Origin of the sequence: Sphingomonas longa (genome assembly GCF_016892685.1) — a bacterium.
GTDB classification, from domain to species: Bacteria; Pseudomonadota; Alphaproteobacteria; order Sphingomonadales; family Sphingomonadaceae; genus Sphingomonas; species Sphingomonas longa.
In genome coordinates this window covers 50232-66884 of record NZ_JAFEMC010000008.1, presented here as the reverse complement: position 1 = coordinate 66884, position 16653 = coordinate 50232, and the positions used below count along the sequence as shown (strand labels likewise).

Here is a 16653-nt window from a genome sequence, read left to right as displayed (position 1 = left end):
TAATGAGCCCATCGAAGTATTACTTCGATAGAACCCATCACGTATGGATACGTGAAGGACATATGAGAACAGCTTATATGCTTACGACACCCGCAACGCCTTGATAACGCCACAAGTCCCGCAGGCCGCCGCCCACATGTCCCTTCATCTAAACCAACAATGTCAAAGAACCGACACAAATACCCCGACGCTCCGACAACTCTCCTTTCGGAAAGCCCCTAAGCATCTGGTTTTTGGCGACCGCAGCACCAAACCCGTAAGGGCAACCGCTGCGGTTCGGCGTATCTATGGAAGGCGACCCGCCCCGTCAAGCGCTTATTTTCGCTTTCGACGCACGATCCGGGGCGGGGCCAGAGGGCAGGGGTAAGGGGCCCAAGGTTCACCGGGATCGTCTCCGTCTGGTGACCGAGGGCGATCGCACTCCCCCCTGTCCGTCAAGCGGTCGCCCTCACATGATCCGGTCCGCCACGCCTACGTCTCGCACCGCCAAGAGACGGAAGACGCGTCTTGCCACTCGATCGAAGATGGGCGTCGGGGATCCGCGATTAGAAACGGGCGCGAAGGCCGATCGTGGCGGTGCGGGGCGTACCCGGCTGCACCCAGACCGGCGCATAGCTGTTCGCATACCAGTGCTCGTCGAACAGGTTCGCGACGGACCCGAACAGCTCGACATCGTCGGTCACCCCGATCTGCCCGAATACACGTACCAGCGTGTGCGACGGCAAGGTGAAACCGGTCCCCGTCTCGCCGTTGCGCTTCCCCAGATACTGGATGCCCGCCCCCAGCGTCGCGTCGCGCGCGCCGAGCGTGAAGCGCTTCGTCGCCTGCACGTTGAGATTGTGATCGGGTATGTTGATCAGCCGGTCACCGGGTTCGATCTGGAACGAGAAATTCGGGTCGAGCACGCGCGATCGCGCCTCCGCATCGGTATAGGCATAGCTCAGCAACAGGTCGACGCCGCCTGGCAGGCGGCCATTGATGTCCAGCTCGACGCCGCGGCTGCGCGCCTTGCCGATCGCGACCGAAAAGCCTGGGTTGAGCGTATCGGTCGCCAGTACGTTCGACTTCTGTAACTGATAGACCGCCAGCGTGCCGGTCAGCCGCCCGCCCAACGCGGTCAGCTTCACGCCCGCCTCGATCGACCGGCTCGTCTCCGGTTCGAACACGTTGCCGGTCGCATCCGCCCCGATATTGGCGCGATACCCCTCGCCATAGGCGGCATAGAGCGACAGCGGCGCGGTCAGTTCGTAGACGATGCCCGCCTGCGGGCTGAAGCGGCTGCGCTGGCGCCGGCCCGGTACGTCCGTCAGGCGATTGTCCACGCGCAGCAGGAAATCGTCGTACCGCCCGCCGATCCGCACCTGCAACCGGTCGGTCAGGCTGATCTGGTCCTGCACATACGCACCGGCGGTGCGCTGCACGTCGAGCCGATCGGTGGTCGGCGTCGTGACCGGGACCGGATATCGGCCATAGACCGGGTTTTGCAGGTCCAGGACATAGCCCGCGCGGTCCGTCGTGGTCGCCGTCACCACGGGTCCGCGATAGCGGGTGAACATCTGGTCGGTGTCGAAATAGTCGAAATCCCCGCCCGCCAGCACACGGTGACGCAGCGGCCCCGTCATGAACTCGCCCGCGATCTCCGCGCGCAGGACGCTGTGTTCGGACGTGTAGCGCCGCGTCCGCCGCTGGCGCGACAGCGACCGGCCGTCGACATACAGTTTCTGGCGCGACCGCACCGTCTCCGCATCGGACGACGCGCCGGTCAGCAGCGTGTCGCGGTGGCTGGCCCCGACCAGCAGGCTCCACGTATCGCTGAAATCATGCTGGAGCCGCAGCTGGTGCCCCGTCGCGCGCGCCACGGTATCGCCGTCGCTTGGCTCACCCAGGAAGCGCGAGCGCGGTACGGTGTCGAAATCCCCGTTCAGCACCACGATGCCGCGGTCGAATGGCACCTCCACCCGCGTCCATTCGAAGTCGTAGGTCAGCCGCGTGGCCTCGTCCAGCCCGACGCCGATCGACGGCAGGAATCCCCAGCGTTTCTGCTCCACCGTGTCGCGGAACGTGTCGCCGGATTCGGCATAGCCGATCAGCCGCGCCGTGACGGTGCCGGTCAGCGCCAGATTGGCGTCGCCCTCCGCCCGGACGGTGTCGAAGCTGCGATACTGCAGCGAGGCGGTGCCGAAACTGCGGCCGAGTTCGGCCTGCTTCGTGACGATGTTGATCGATCCGCCCGGCTCGCCGCGCCCCAGCACCGCCGCGGCCGGCCCCTTCAGCACCTCGACCCGTTCGATCCCCGCGACGTCGCGCTGACCGCTGAACCCGCGCCCGGCGTTGAAGCCGTTGACCAGATAGCCGCTCGGCAAATTCTCGTCGCCGACGAACCCGCGCACGGCGAAACTGTCCCACAGGCCGCCTAGCGTATTCTGCCGCACCACCGATGCCTTCAGGTCGAGCGCGTCGGTCAACCGCAGGATCGCATTCTCCTCGATGACGCTGTCGTCGATCGTCGCGATCGCCTGCGGGATCTCGCGCAGCGCGAAATTGCCGCGATAGGGCTGGCGGACGCCGGTGATGGTGATGGTCTCGCGCTCGCGGCGGGCATCGTCGTCGGCCTTCCCAATCTGCTCAGCCTGCCCGGCCGGTTCGAATGGCCCGGATTGCGCGAACGCGGGCGAGCCGGAGAACGCGACGGCGAACGGAGCACCCGCCATCACGGTGGTGCGCATGGAACGACGCAAACGATATCCCCCTTCGGCAACACATATCGGGCCGCTGAGGGACCTGATCGGCCGCGCTATGGCGGTTATGTTGTAACATCGTCAATGATACCTTGTTACATTTTTTGCGATGCGGCATGAGACTCCGGACGCCATGCCGAGGTTCCCGATGACGCCCCCTTCGTCCCTTATGACGCCCTCTTCGTCCGTCACGGACCCGATCCGCATCGACGATCTGACGCTCGCCTATGGTGCGCATCGCGTGCTGGATCGCCTGTCACTGGCGGTGCCGGCGGGCAGCATCACCGCGCTGCTGGGCGGAAACGGTGCGGGCAAGTCGACCACCCTGTCGGCGCTGCTGGGCTTCACCCGCGCGCAGTCGGGAATGGTCGCGGTATGCGGGATCGATCCCGCCGCGAACCCGGACGAGGCCCGTCGCCGCATCGCGTACCTGCCGGAGAATGTCGCGCTCTACGAGCATCTCTCAGCGGTCGAGAATGTCGATTACCTGCTCGCGCTCTCCGGTCAGGGGGCCGGTCAGCAGCCCGCCGGGCGATCGGGACACCACCGGAACCGCACCGCGATCACCGATGCGCTGGCCGCGGCGGGGTTGCAGGACCGCGCATGGGACCAGCGGCTGGGCGGCTTTTCCAAGGGTATGCGGCAAAAGGTCGCGATCGCGGTCGCGCTGCTGCGACAGGTGCCGGTGCTGCTGCTCGACGAGCCGACCTCGGGGCTCGATCCGCGTGCCACGGCGGACTTCAACGCGCTGCTGGTCGCGGTGCGCGCGCGGGGCACCGCGGTGCTGATGGTGACGCACGACCTGTTGTCCGCGGCCGATGTCGCCGACCGGATCGCGTTTCTGGAAGCAGGGCGCGTCGCGCACGAAGTGACCGCGAGCGGGCCGGAGCGGTTCGATGTGCGCGCCCTCCACGCGCGCTTCCAGGCGGTCGGCGCGCAGATGAGCGATGGGCAAGTGAGCGACGCCCAAGAGAATAGCGGGCAGGTGGCCGCATGAGCGTCGGGGATCGGACCGTTCGCCTGATCGCGCGCGACGAATTGCGGATGATGGCGCGCAACCGCGTCGCGGTGATCGCCTTTGCGATGCTGGTGCTGCTGACGTTGGTGGCGGTGGCGAGTTCGTGGGCGCACCGGAACGGCGTCGCCGCGCTGCGCGACCGTCATGCCCATGTCGCCGAACGCGCATTCGATGCGCAGCCCGACCGGCATCCGCACCGGATGGTGCATTACGGCACCTTCATCTTCCGCCCGCCGGGGCCGCTCGCGGCGTTCGATCCCGGGGTCGACGCCTATACCGGCAACAGCATGTTCCTGGAGGGGCATCGCCAGAACACCGCCAATTTCGGCGACGTGCGGCAAAGCTCGCTGCTGGTCCGCTTCGGCCAGCTGACGCCCGCCTTCGTGTTGCAGGTGGTGGCGCCGCTGCTGCTGATCTTCCTCGGCTACGGCGGGCTGGCCCGCGAGACCGAGCGCGGCACGCTGCGCCTGCTGATGCTGCAGGGGGCCAGCCGGCGTCAGGTGGTGCGCGGCAAGCTGCTGGCGCTGGGTACGGTCGCGCTGATCGCGGGCGCGCCGGCGATGATCGGGCTGCTGCTGATCGCCGGCCAGCCGGGCGCGCTGGCCCAATACATGCTGGCGCCGATGTCCCTCATCGCTCTGGGCTACGCCATCTATCTCGCAGCGTGGGCGGTCCTGATCCTGCTCGTCTCGGCGCTGGTCCGGCGCAGCCGGGATGCGTTGCTGGCGCTGGTGGCGGTGTGGGCGGTGACGCTGGTGCTGGTGCCGCGCGTCGCGCCCGATCTGGCGAGCGCCGCGGTGCCGCTGGCGAACCGGTTGCAGACCGATGTCGCGATCGCGCGCGACCTTCGCACGATGGGCGACAGCCACGATCCCGACGACCCGCATTTCGCCGCCTTCCAGCAATCGGTGCTCGCGCGCTACGGCGTCGACAGGGTCGAGGACCTGCCCGTCAACTACAAGGGCGTGGTGGCGATGGAGGGCGAACGGATGACCGCGTCGCTGTTCGACCGTTATGCCACCGACAGTTTCGCCGCGCAGGCGCGGCAGAACGGCATCGTCGCGGCGATCGGTGTGCTCAGCCCGGCGATTGCGCTGCGCTCGCTGTCGATGGCCGCGGCCGGCACCGATGTCGCCGGACATCGCCGCTTCCTCGAACAGGCGGAGGCCTATCGCTACGCCCTGGTGCAGCGGCTGAACCGCATGCAGGCGGAGGGCGTCCGCTATGCCGACGACACCGCCAGGGACGCGGGCGCCGACCGCCGCAAGCGCGTGTCCGGCGATCATTGGCGGGCGATGCCCGATTTCCGGTTCGTCCCGCCCGACGGCAGGACGCTCGCCACCGCGGCGCTGCCGGGCCTCGTGATCGTGGTGGGCTGGCTAGCGCTGGCGCTGACCCTACTCGCGCTCGCCACCCGCCGATTGGGAGCACGGTCATGAACCTCTGGATGCAGGAATGGCGGCTGTTCTCGCGTCAGCGGCTGGCGATGATGGCGCTCGCCTTGCTGGCGCTGCTGACCAGCGCCGCGCTGGCGGCCGGCATCGTCGAGGTGTCGCGCCAGCGCGCCGCCATCGCCGCGATCCCGGCCGCGCAGGCGGAGGATATCGCGGCGGTCGCCGCCTATGTCGACCGCACCAAGGATGCCGGCAGCGCTGCTTATTACAGCTTCCATCCGACTTGGGACGCACCCGCGCCGCTCGCCTTCGCCGCGCTCGGGATGCGCGACGTCGCACCTTATATCCTGCGCGTGCGTGCGCTGGGGCTCGAGGCGCAGATCTACGACGGCGATATCTTCAATCCGGAGCTGGCGCTGCCGGGCCGTTTCGACTTCGCCTTCGTGCTGGTGTTTCTCGCGCCGCTGTTCGTGATTGCGCTGTTCTACGACCTCGTCTCGGGCGAGCGGGAGGCGGGGCGGCTGCGAACGCTCGACGCGCTGCCGAACGGTGGCCGGGCGCTGTGGCGCCGGCGATCCGCGCTCCGGCTGGCGTTGCTATGGGCGGCGCTGGGCATACCTTTCGGCATCGCGGCGCTGATCGAGGGCGTCGCCGGGTCCACGATCGCGATCGTGCTGGCGCTGATCCCGGCCTATCTGCTGTTCTGGGTCGCGCTGGCCGTCTTCGTGGGCCGCCTCCGCTGGAATTCGGTCACGAATGCGGCGACGCTGGCGGCGACATGGCTCGTGCTGGTGCTGATCGCCCCGACGCTGGCCAACGTCGCGATCAACACGGCGATCCCCGTCGATCAGGGCGCGGAAATCGCGCTGGCGCAGCGCGAGGCGGTGAACCGCGCCTGGGACATTCCGCGCGAGGACACGATGCGCCGCTTCTACGCCGGCCACCCCGAATGGGCCGATTCCGCCCCGCTGGGACCCGACTTCCACTACAAATGGTATTTCGCCTTCCACCAGAATGGCGACGACAGCGTCCACGACCGGGTGCGCGCCTATCGATCCGGGCTGGAGGCGCGCGATGCGGCGGGCCGTGCTCTCGGCTGGGTGCTGCCATCGGTCGGCGTTCAGGCGCTGCTGACGCGGCTCGCCGAAACGGACCTCACCGCGCAATTGGGGTACCAGGACCGCATCCGCGACTTCCACCGGCGCTTGCGGGCCTTCTATTATGGCTATCTCTTCCAAGCCCGTCCGTTCGAAAGAGGTGATTTCGGCCGTTTGCCGCGTTACCAACAATATTCTTTCAGCGATGTGCGGATTTAAGACGCTAGCTCGTACTATTATCTACAATCCCTTAATTATAATTTTGAGACATGATCCGTGAGGCAAATGGCATCAATCACCGGCTCTCGAAACTAAACCATCCGTGGAACAACGGTCAGGTCGGCCGGATGAATCGAACCATCAATGAAGCAACCGTCAAACGCTTCCACTACGAGATCTACCAAAAGCTCCAGACGCACCTTGCCGACTTCATGGCCGCCTACAACTTTGCTCCCCGGCTCAAGACGCTCAGCGGCCTAACGCCATACGAATACGTCGCCAAGATCTGGACGTCAGAGCCAAACCAGTAATCGTCAATCCGATCCACCAGATGCCGGGAATAAACATCTCGACGCCCTCTTCTCTGTCATGAAGTTGGACGGGCTGCCGGCTCGCTCTGGAATTACCGCATAGAGGGCAGAGACGTACCGGCTCTCTCGGCTATATGCGGCATGCTGTTCGGAGCCAGTATAAAACGAGTCCTTCCCCGTTGATGAGAAGGTGACCACCCCCTCTGATATTAGGAAATTACTACCGCAGGTCATCCAGAACCCCTCCTGCACATCGCGAAATAGGCGCGTGACGAAAGTGGGGCGTTCGCCTGCGTCGAAGTATCGGCTAAGAGTTTCCGCAATGATCCAGAGCGTTCCCCCGTGTAGCACATCTCGAACAATCCATCCGACAACGGGATGCGCTTCCTGCACCTTCCAGAATGATATGACGCTCATCTGCATACTGGCGAGCACGGCTGCTTCCTCAGGTTGCATCGGTGCGGATCGTTGCTGGGCATAGCGCTGTAGGGCTGTGCTGCGCCCCTTCGCGGCAGTCCAGCCCGCCAACTCGAACACAAGCAAACCTTCTTCGTTGCCTTCGTCCCATCCCTCCAGATTCCAGCGGGAGATCTGCAGGACATGATCTCGCAGGCGTGCAGATGACATGAACGGAAAGGCAGCGAAGAAATGTAGTGCGGCAAGCTCCTGAAGGGCTTCGTTGCGCGCGATCAGCGCTTCCCGATCAAGCTGCGCTGTCAGGCCTGTAGCCGTATTTTTAGTCATATGTCGACTATATCCGATAGAGATATAGTCGACAATGGGGTGCTTGACGCTCCATGGAGCTGTGCACGCTAGTTGGCCTCAACGTTCGTCGTCACCGACTGGCTGCCGGCCTGACGCAGGAGGAGCTTGCCTTCCGTGCCGGTATGGATCGGACCTACCTCAGCGACATCGAACGTGGACGGCGCAATCCGACCCTGCTGACGATGCAGGACATAACCGTTCCCCTTAACCTTCGCGTGGTCGATCTGCTGGAAGGGAGCGACGCTATCGAGCCGCCCACGGCACCGTCGCGCCCACGAGCTGCACGGGACGGTTAGGCCCGGTCCGAAATCCGACAGCCCAGGTTATAAATGGACGAGATATAGACCTCTAAGCTGTTGCCTCTCACCGCGGCCGGTGCTGCACTGCCACGTGGATCTGAACTGCCTTCAGGCGGCACTCAGGGCGGAGACACAGGATGGTCGATTGGAGGAAGGGGCAACACGGGACGAGCGTCCTCGCCTTCCTTAATCATCATCGTCTTGCCCATACGCCTGAACACTATGCCTTCGCCCATGAGTATCTGAACGGCGCAGACGGAGAGCTTCGCGAGCGCGTCGACGGGGCCGTCGACGGCGGGGTGCGACTGACGGAGGATCAGGTTCAGAAGCTGATGCCAGTCGGCACAGCCCATCCGATCGCGCCGCAACTCGATCATCTGACCCTGCGCGTACTCGACGTCGTCGGTGATGCCATGTCGATGTCCACCGACCTCAACCGCGAGCTGGTCATGGCCTCCGCCACGCTGCTCGAGGCGCCTACCAGCGAGGTCGGCCGCATGATCTCCGCGATGATGCAGCGCGCCGAGCAGGCGGAGGCGAGCTTCGCGGAGGCCGGCCAACGTGCACGGGCAATCCGCACGGAACTGGCTGCATTGCAGACCTCGGGTCAGCGCGATCCTTTGACGGGCTTGATGAATGCCGCAGGGCTTCAAACTATGCTGGCGGCCGACACAGCACGCGAGCCTGCATGCCTGTCGCTCGTCGATATCGATCGGCTGCGGGCAGTGAACGAGAGCCACTCGCCAGCCGTCGGCGATCGTCTCCTGACGGTGGTGGCACGAACGCTAGCGGAGCAGTGCAGCGGCCATCTGTTAGCCAGGTGGGAGGGCGGAACCTTCGCGATCCTGATGGAGGGTACTGACCTCAAAACCGCTGCTGACATCGTCTCGGACGCATGCGCGGCGATCGGCGCGCGCGAGATGAAGGTGCGAGAAAACGATCAGCCTCTGGGGCGGATCATGCTCTCCGCCGGCGTCGTGGCGATGCGCAGCCGCAGCGCCGGAGAACTCCTTGAGGCTGCACAAACGCAGCTGCACCGCGCCAAGCAACACGGCCGGGATCAGGTGGCTGTGGAGGGTATCGTGATCGGCGTATCTGCGACGGACTGAAGCCCCGTCGCCCCGCATCATCTTGACGGACAAGGGACCTAACAACGTGCGCGCAGCCAGCGCCCGAAACGGCTCTGATGATCCGCCGTCAGACGGGACCAGGGCCACAGCGGCAACGGTCAATCCGCTTCAGGTCGAGCAGTCGTTGAAGATCGACTATTGCCGGGCGGCGGGCATCGAATGGCTTCAGGATCGTACAGCGAGGGAGCCGTCGAAGAATTCGAAAACGACAGCGGTGTACGACGGTTTTTCCGAAAAAAATGTGCTCGCGAAGAGCGGTAGTTTTTGTCGATCGCGTCTGCTCGATCAGCGTCGTGTGGGACTGCTCAAGGCGGTCTGGGTTTGGATGATGGCGATTGTGTAGGGGTGATGGCGATTGTGTAGGGGGCGATAGATTCCACCGAATTCCCGTGCACCAAATGGCAGCCTCAGGACGTCTGGAGGCGTTCGCTTTTCCGCGGCGCTGACCCTCGCGGCGAGTGGTGCTCCTGCGGAATATGACGGCCATCATTTCTAAGTCCTTGCGCGGTTTTTCGGGATCATCGCGCGCCATGATGAATCGCCATCCGGCGATCAGCTTCAGCGATCAAACGTTCCCTAACTTCCGGGTGGTCCTGCTGGATAATCCAGTCGAACGCTGCGCGAATGACGGCAGAGTAATTGCGCTTTTCGAGAGCGGCCACCTCATCAAGTTTCGCCCTTTGCAGAGGCGAGAGGCTGATGGTGCAGCGTTGTAGCGATTTCGCATACCAACCTTCTTGCAGGGAGAATGGTGAGCTCTTCGTCGAGGCAAGACACTTACGATGAATGGTCGGTGATGCCGAGGTTGAAAAATGGCTAACGCGGTCGCGTCCGACAAATGGCTGACGCGCAAGCCCGCAGAAATCAGCCGTTTTTTGGGCGTCAGACATATGGCAGACACGTGTCAGACAATCAGACGCCGGACTTCTCACGACCCCAAAACGTCTAAGCCACTGAACTATAAGGGAAAAAGGCAGGCGGAGCCTGCATAGGGTGTGCACTACTGTAGTCCTCAATCGTTGTTGCTGATGATGGCGTTGAAACCCGGCTCCGGGCGATGCGCGGCGTCCAGGATTCCGGGGAGCCGCTGCGCCGCTGCCAAGCGGAAATCGACGAGAAACGGTCGGCCGCTGTGGCCCGGATTGTCGCCCTGTCGCCCTTCACCTTCGCGACGATTTTCGCGTTCGGCTTTGACCCGGGCGCATGAAAGTTCGCCAGTAGGTCTCAAGTTCGACATCCCTGCCGCGGTGCATTTCCGGCCGCCTGCTTCTCGTTCCAATCGGTCCTCGACGGCGATGTCCTGAAGGTCCGAAAAGCCGTCAGTTGCAGCCCTCGGCGGTTCACGAATAGGGCCCCCACCTTGAGGTCATTGAGAGAGAAATTGCGCGCGTCGCGCGATCGGCAAACTGATGGTCAGCAGCGTGCAGGATCGTCGTGGATATTGCAGGTTTCCGCACCGGGCGAATGGGGTGCAATGCTGGACTTAGCGAGCATGACCCCCTCGACAGATTTGTGATTTGCGGAATTGGCCAGGGTGCAGCGATGCCCGAAACGCCTCCAACCAACTGAGGCAAACTCGCCCGGATTTCGGATTTCCGACCTCAAGGAAAAGCCTGTTCCCCGCTAAAGGGAACACTGCCCGCTCCAACCTGCACTCCGTTGCGCTGTGTGCATTCTCCGATCGCCCTGCCCCGCATCCTGTCGGCACTACGCAGCGCGGCACGGCGATCCGCGATGGTCTCGGAAGCCGCCAGTCGCAGCTTTTGGCGGCTCACGAACAAGGTCGCGACTGGCAGACGAGGAATCCAGCGCATCGCACGATCCGGAAACTGACACGGAGGCAGGTGCAGGATCGTCGTGGATACCGACGGTTGCAGCGGCGGGCGAACGGGCCGCAATGGTGGACTTGGCGGGCATGGCCCCTGCCCTCATCCTTCGCCCGAAAGCTTTGGTGATCGGCCGAAATCGACAAGGATGTAGCGATGCCAGAACGCTTCGAACCGACTGAAGCAAACTCGCCCGGGTCGCTGGTTTTGCCCCCCGTCTCCACGCACGCCTGACCTCGCGAAAGAGCCTGTCTCCCGCTAGAGGTGATGCCATGCGCACCACCCTCGATCACCTGCCGCCCGCCAAGCAGCGCGAGCTCGAACGGGTGGTCCGGATCCTGTTCGAGGAGTTCGCCTCCGCCACCGCGATCGCAACCGCGGACTGGAAGCGTCAGGCCCGTATCCTCAAAGTCATTTTGTACGGGTCGTATGCCCGTGGCGGCTGGGTCGATGAACCCCATACCGCCAAGGGCTATCAATCGGATTTCGACCTGCTGATCATCGTCAATCACGACAAGCTGACCGACCGCGTCGAGTTCTGGTCGGCGGCCGAGGATCGGCTCAACCGCGAGCTAATGATCACGGGCGACTTACGCACGCCGGTCGGCTTCATCGTGCACAGTCTCGACCAGGTGAATGCCGGCCTGGCACAGGGCCGCTACTTCTTCATGGACATCGCCCGCGACGGGATCGCGCACTACCAATCGGAGCCGAACGGCCTGGCCGAACCTCGCCCCAAAACGCCGGCCGAGGCATTCGCGCTGGCACAAGAATATCTGGATGAATGGTGGCCGAGCGCTTCAGGCCAACTCGACACTGCCCGCTACGTCCTTGATTAAGGACGGCTCAAAGAAGCAGCCTTTCAGCTCCACCAAGCGGCCGAGCGGTTTTACCACTGCGTGCTGTTGGTCCACACCTTCTACACACCGCACTCGCACAACCTTGGCGTCCTGCGCGCTCAGGCCGAGCGGATCGACCCGCAGCTGGCAGAGGTGTGGCCCCGCGACGCAAAGCGGGATCGCGCCATGTTCGAAAAGCTGAAGGAGGCCTATGTGAAGGCACGCTATTCGCGCCATTACAGCATCGACGAGGACGAGCTCAGCTGGCTCGGCGATCGGGTGGCTGAGCTTGGACGCGTGGTGGAGATGATCTGTGCAAGACGGATTGAAGCCCTGAGCCGCTAGCAGGAGTTTGACAGCCCTCCTCTGCAACATACCGGTACGTTGAGCCGCCTGTGAGCCCCTCTGAGCAGCAAACCGTAATCGCAGGCAGCCAAGGCCCCTCAGGGCTGTGATGCGGTCGACAGCACGGGCTAATCGGATAAATTAGCGGAGGCTTTTCGGGTCGAGCGTTATGGTCTTCCCTTTCGCAAAGCCGGAAGGACTGACCTTATTGATCAACTCCCAGACCTGCTTTGGATCAGGCAGCGCGCTGAAGGATGGAAACGTGGAAACGGTGCCATCCACGTCTTCTAGCGTGACCGAGTAGGTTCCAGTGTCGTCGATCTGGCCCATGATCGAAGGATAGACGCTCACGACCCTGCCGGCGTCGTACAGAGCAAGGACATAGCCCTTCAGGCGGCCGTCCGATTGGTAGATGCCGTACTCCGTGGTTGCCGTCCCGTTGCGGCACCAAGTGGAGATGGGTGCCGGCGAGTCTTTCTGCTCGGCTTGCTGCTTGGCCACCATGCTGCCGCCGATCAGGGACATAAGCATTTCGGATCCACTTGGCTTGATCTGCTTGGCTTTGTGGAAAGCTATCGGCGTGGCGCACGCATTGATCGGCGTTGCGGCGAGCGAAGGGATGTCTGATGTGTTCGGCCACTTGATTGCGCTAATGACCTGCAAAAGCCGTCCATCGAGTTCGCCCGCACTAAGTGTCGCGGCGCTCATCCTGATCCCGACAATCCACTGGCCTACGGGTACGACCGCGAGCGCGGTGCTGCGAAATGGTCCGTCGGGGCTGGCGTACACCTGACGCAGCGACAAAAGTGACGACGAGCCGCCCGCCGCGAAGGCGACGGGGTCTGCCGTTGCGGGCGACGTGTTCTTGAAGGTGCTCCTGCCTTCAAGCGCGGTCCGCGACCGGTCGAACCACATGCCGACGTCAGCAATGGCAGGGCGGAAGACGTAGATTGTGGCGACAACGCTCTTGTCGGGCGCCCCAAATTGAGCGGTGACGTCGCGCTCGCTTTGCGTGGCATCCTGGAGTGCCGTGCGCATCAGGCCAGCAAGCTGCGGTCGCAGCACGATGCCGGTCTCGGCGTGCATCCATCCTTTATCGACCGGCACATTCAGGTCGCGCGCTGCGAGCGGCGCCGTCAGTGCAGCCGTCAGGAAGGCGCATATGAGCTTCATTCAATACCTCGGTAAAATGCTACAGCAGCTAACATCCGCCAAATTGTAGGTTGGCTAGATAAGAGCTGCAAATGGTCGGTGCGATCCGGCGCTTTCAACCTCTGAGACGTCAATGTCGCTAATGTCCTGGATTTCGGACGTCGCATATGATGCCGCTTTTGCGACAGCCGCATGCCCGAACCTGGTGGAAGGCGGAACATCTGCTCTCTGGGCGAAGGTGGCTTACTCGCCGCTTTGGGACGTCGCGTCAGTGGCCCGAGCTAATTGCTAATTCGGCTTCGAAAGCATGATGTCACTTCCCTTTACCTGCCAAACTCTCTTGTCAGGCGTGGCCACATACAACGGCATGCCAAGGCTGTAGGAGGCGAACACATGGAGCTCGGTAGGAGCAGGATCCAACAGGTGATTGATCATGAAGCCGACCGGTGTCGCACCGGCTGGCAGCTTGGGCACCTTCATGTTCAAGCAGCTCACGCTGTAGGGCCGATAGCTGAGAACCTTGCCGTCTGATCCCACCACAACACGGTAGTTCCCACCCAGCGGGTATGTTCCGGCATCCTGCTGGGCCGACAACAGGTAGACGGCAGTCGGGCCTCCGTTACGCGAGGGCAGAACGACGGTGTTGAAAGGCCGTGAGTTGCAGGGTCGATAAGATCGCTCTTGCGCTGTGACTGCGCCGATTTCCCGGGCACGCGCCAAAACAGTCTGTTCCCGCGTCAGAGCGATCGGTTGGGCAAGCACCTCGTTCCGGATCACTTTCCCCCCGCGCACGTCAGCGACGAAGAAGGCTTGCGCATCAGCAACCCCACCACGGTAGTAGGTGACGCGGAGCAACTGGTCGCCAATTTGCTCGACGATATAGCCGCCAGCTCCTGCGAGCTTTTCCTTTGGGATCTTCGCTGTGAGCGCATCCGAGCTGAGCCAAGCGGCACGATCGTATTCGTAGAGCATGCGCCCAAGGCTGGACGATTGCGCACGCCGTTGCTCAATCTGTGCAGATGTTGGTGCGGTACCTGGAGCGAGAGGAGCTGGAGGCGTGCCACCCGGTCCTTGTAAGCCAGCAATGAGAGTCCATCCGACGAGCGCCAGCAGCATCACGATCTCCTATCGAGCAAGGCTAGCCGAAGCGGAGCGTCCTTCAAGCCATTCCGGCGCGCAAAGTTGGCGTAGGGCTTAGGCAATATCCGCAATTGGGCGACACTGGCATGTCCGGAAGTGGTGGAGAGCGGACGGTTTGCTTTCGGGAACTGAAGGCCGGCAAGCTGCCGTTGCGCTAAAAGCCCTGCGCTGGCAGCATAACGGCTATGCGGATCGATCCCTCCGAATATGCGCGCCTGCGGTCGTGGTTCAGTTATATGGTTCCCAAGGTTTTCCCTTCGGACCTGCTCAACCCTGATACTCATCCGATAGCCATTCTTGACAGAATGGCAGTAAAAACACCGGCCAAGGCGCGGAGCGGCCTCGGTATGGCGATCGGCGACGTTGTGGATTTTACGAGTGATTGGTCCTCGAACGACGTGACCGCGTGCGACCACGAGCTCTTGCAATCGGGTTTACCAACACTGTCGGAAATACGCACAAGGTCTTCTAAGCTAGTGCAGCGAGTTGTTCGCCGGGGTCACATCAAAAGCGACGATGAATTCTACGCCCTTCGCAACGCCGTCGAGCAGCAGGGCGCAGACTGCGCGGGTTTATGGCGGCTACTGAAAGCATACGAGGCCGGTACCTGAACGGGCGACTGCTCTCGGGCAACGCGAACGCTGGCCTAAACGACCGCACTTAAGCGTTAGCAGACCGGCCGCTTCCAAGCGCTGGCATTGGCGTGTCGCAAATGTGCTGAGTTTCGCACTACCAGCGTAGCGACAAGTGAGGAAAACCGCTGACGGCTCCAACGACAGGATCGCACCGTCAAACCGCCAGGGATTAGCGCCTGCCCACTCGCTTATGATAAAGGACATTATCATATTATTAGCGGCGAATGCTCTAACCCTTGCCCATGGCTTTTCTTTTGACCGGCGGGTCTGCATAAGCGCGCCTCCTTCGGAAACTGGCAGGAAGTGCTCTCGCGATGCCCTCGTTCGCGTCATCCAGAAACCGTGTGGTGCGGACCAGCCCAACGTTCCGAATCCTCACGACGTTTCTGATCGTCGTCTTCCTTGGCGGCGGCGCCTCGCGGACTGATGTTCAGTCGCTCGTCTTTTTGCGGCCGCTGGCATTGCTCGTCATGGCCTATGGCCTGTTCGGGATACGTCTGGACGATGTCCGCCGCTTTCCCATGGCGTTTGCCTTGCTTGGCTCTGCCACACTGCTGACTGTGCTCCATCTTATGCCGCTGCCGCCTGCGCTCTGGACGGCGATGCCCGGTCGTGATCTAATTGTGGAAATCGATCGCGCCAGCGGCATTGGCCCGTTATGGCGACCGCTGACGATGGTGCCTGCGATGACGCGCAACGCCCTGTATTCGCTGACCGTACCTGTGGCGGTTCTGCTGCTGGCGGTTCGCCTGGATGATCGCGAACGGGCCATGCTGGTGCCGGTGTTCATCCTGTTCGGCATCGCATCCGGGCTGCTCGGCCTGCTCCAGATTGCCGGTAATCCCGGTGGCCCTCTGTTCCTGTACGCACAGACCACCATGGGGACCGCCAACGGGCTGTTCGCGAACCGCAACCATGGCGGCGTACTTCTGGCGTGCATGTTCCCGCTGCTGGCGACCTATGCAATCAGCCGGTCGGCCGCACGGGACGGACAGCGAACGCTGTGGCTGGCCAGCGCAGTCGCGGTTGTCCTGGTGGCGCTCGTCCTGGTGGTCGGCTCCCGCGCCGGACTGCTATGCACGGTGCTGGCAATCCTGTTGTCTCCATTCCTCGCAATGGATCGCCTGGCAACGCTACCGAAGGCCACGCGGCGGCTGGCGATGCTGGTCTATGCCGGCGGATGCGTTGGCCTCGTCCTGCTTGGGCTCGTCTTCGTCTTTGCCGCCCGCGCGGAGTCGCTACAACGCCTGCTAGCGTCCGATGCGAGCGGGGACCGGCGACTACAGGTTTGGGAGCCGGTGCTGGCGATGACGCGCCAGTATTTCCCGTTCGGATCGGGAATTGGCAGCTACATCAAGGTTTTTCAGGCAAACGAGCCGCGCGACGTGCTGACGCTAAATTATTCAAACCATGTCCATAACGATTGGCTAGAGGTGGTAATGACGGCCGGGCTGCCCGGACTGCTGATCCTTCTGTTCGCGATGGCCACGATTGTCGTGCTGGGGTGGCGAGCATGGCGGCGCGGCGGGCAGACCAATCCGCTCCTGGCGCGAACCGCCACGATCGTCCTGCTGCTGCTGGGACTGGCCAGCATCGGCGACTATCCGTTGCGCGTTCCATCGATGATGACGTTCTTCGTGATCGCCCTGCTCTGGCTGGAGGCACGGCCAGCGCTCGAGCGGATCGGCCACGGTGACGAGCGCGGCAGACGACGTCGGCCACGCTGATCCGGGAACATCCAGACC

General features: G+C 63.1%; 14 protein-coding genes and 2 pseudogenes. 11 read left to right on the top strand and 5 right to left on the bottom strand.

Going from position 1 to position 16653, the window contains the following annotated elements; genetic code table 11:
* Positions 1 to 545 precede the first annotated feature (545 nt).
* Positions 546 to 2726 carry a TonB-dependent siderophore receptor gene (locus tag ILT43_RS19070; protein WP_204200581.1) on the bottom strand — a complete coding sequence of 727 codons (2181 nt, stop codon included), beginning with the start codon at positions 2724 to 2726 and terminating at the stop codon, positions 546 to 548.
* Positions 2727 to 2907: 181 nt separating this feature from the next.
* On the opposite strand from ILT43_RS19070, the gene ILT43_RS19065 reads away from it, so the two are divergent.
* The 4 genes and pseudogenes from ILT43_RS19065 to ILT43_RS19050 all read left to right on the top strand — a co-directional run.
* Positions 2908 to 3735 (top strand): ABC transporter ATP-binding protein, encoded by an 828-nt coding sequence (locus tag ILT43_RS19065; protein WP_204200580.1) that lies wholly within the window; start codon positions 2908 to 2910, stop codon positions 3733 to 3735.
* On the top strand, positions 3732 to 5195 hold the full coding sequence (locus ILT43_RS19060; protein WP_204200579.1) for an ABC transporter permease: 1464 nt from the start codon (positions 3732 to 3734) through the stop codon (positions 5193 to 5195). Before ILT43_RS19065 ends, ILT43_RS19060 begins: the two co-directional genes overlap by 4 nt.
* Entirely contained in the window at positions 5192 to 6466 is a 1275-nt protein-coding gene (locus tag ILT43_RS19055; protein ID WP_204200578.1) for a DUF3526 domain-containing protein, read from the top strand. Before ILT43_RS19060 ends, ILT43_RS19055 begins: the two co-directional genes overlap by 4 nt.
* A gap of 71 nt (positions 6467 to 6537) precedes the next feature.
* Positions 6538 to 6839: pseudogene (locus tag ILT43_RS19050) on the top strand (IS481 family transposase); the annotation flags it as partial.
* On the opposite strand, the gene ILT43_RS19045 reads toward ILT43_RS19050, so the two are convergent.
* Positions 6781 to 7521: a hypothetical protein gene (locus ILT43_RS19045; RefSeq protein WP_204200576.1), complete on the bottom strand. Its 741-nt coding sequence runs from the start codon at positions 7519 to 7521 to the stop codon at positions 6781 to 6783. The pseudogene ILT43_RS19050 and the gene ILT43_RS19045 overlap by 59 nt on opposite strands.
* 53 nt (positions 7522 to 7574) lie before the next feature.
* Between ILT43_RS19045 and ILT43_RS19040 the strand changes: the two genes are divergently transcribed.
* From ILT43_RS19040 to ILT43_RS19030, 3 genes are all read left to right on the top strand, one after another.
* Entirely contained in the window at positions 7575 to 7838 is a 264-nt protein-coding gene (locus ILT43_RS19040) for a helix-turn-helix domain-containing protein (RefSeq protein ID WP_204200575.1), read from the top strand.
* Positions 7839 to 7978: 140 nt separating this feature from the next.
* On the top strand, positions 7979 to 8950 hold the full coding sequence (locus tag ILT43_RS19035; protein ID WP_204200574.1) for a GGDEF domain-containing protein: 972 nt from the start codon (positions 7979 to 7981) through the stop codon (positions 8948 to 8950).
* A 46-nt stretch (positions 8951 to 8996) separates the two neighbouring features.
* Positions 8997 to 9314 (top strand): hypothetical protein, encoded by a 318-nt coding sequence (locus ILT43_RS19030; protein ID WP_204200573.1) that lies wholly within the window; start codon positions 8997 to 8999, stop codon positions 9312 to 9314.
* A 175-nt stretch (positions 9315 to 9489) separates the two neighbouring features.
* Here the strand turns inward: ILT43_RS19030 and ILT43_RS19025 are convergent, their stop codons facing one another.
* Entirely contained in the window at positions 9490 to 9861 is a 372-nt protein-coding gene (locus tag ILT43_RS19025) for a hypothetical protein (protein WP_204200572.1), read from the bottom strand.
* 167 nt (positions 9862 to 10028) lie between these two features.
* Between ILT43_RS19025 and ILT43_RS19020 the strand changes: the two genes are divergently transcribed.
* Both ILT43_RS19020 and ILT43_RS19615 read left to right on the top strand, forming a co-directional pair.
* Positions 10029 to 10178, top strand: a complete 150-nt coding sequence (locus ILT43_RS19020) for a hypothetical protein (protein ID WP_204200571.1) — start codon at positions 10029 to 10031, stop codon at positions 10176 to 10178.
* 891 nt (positions 10179 to 11069) lie between these two features.
* Positions 11070 to 11981 (top strand): annotated as a pseudogene (locus ILT43_RS19615) (HEPN domain-containing protein).
* 141 nt (positions 11982 to 12122) lie between these two features.
* On the opposite strand, the gene ILT43_RS19005 reads toward ILT43_RS19615, so the two are convergent.
* A complete protein-coding gene (locus tag ILT43_RS19005) occupies positions 12123 to 13154 on the bottom strand; it encodes a hypothetical protein (RefSeq protein ID WP_204200569.1) in 1032 nt (343 codons plus the stop codon).
* Positions 13155 to 13421: 267 nt separating this feature from the next.
* On the bottom strand, positions 13422 to 14249 hold the full coding sequence (locus ILT43_RS19000) for a hypothetical protein (protein WP_204200568.1): 828 nt from the start codon (positions 14247 to 14249) through the stop codon (positions 13422 to 13424).
* Between the two features lie 209 nt (positions 14250 to 14458).
* Between ILT43_RS19000 and ILT43_RS18995 the strand changes: the two genes are divergently transcribed.
* Complete coding sequence (locus ILT43_RS18995; protein ID WP_204200567.1) at positions 14459 to 14884, top strand: hypothetical protein; 426 nt, start codon at positions 14459 to 14461, stop codon at positions 14882 to 14884.
* Positions 14885 to 15222: 338 nt separating this feature from the next.
* Positions 15223 to 16635: an O-antigen ligase family protein gene (locus ILT43_RS18990; RefSeq protein WP_204200566.1), complete on the top strand. Its 1413-nt coding sequence runs from the start codon at positions 15223 to 15225 to the stop codon at positions 16633 to 16635.
* The last annotated feature ends 18 nt before the right edge of the window (positions 16636 to 16653 follow it).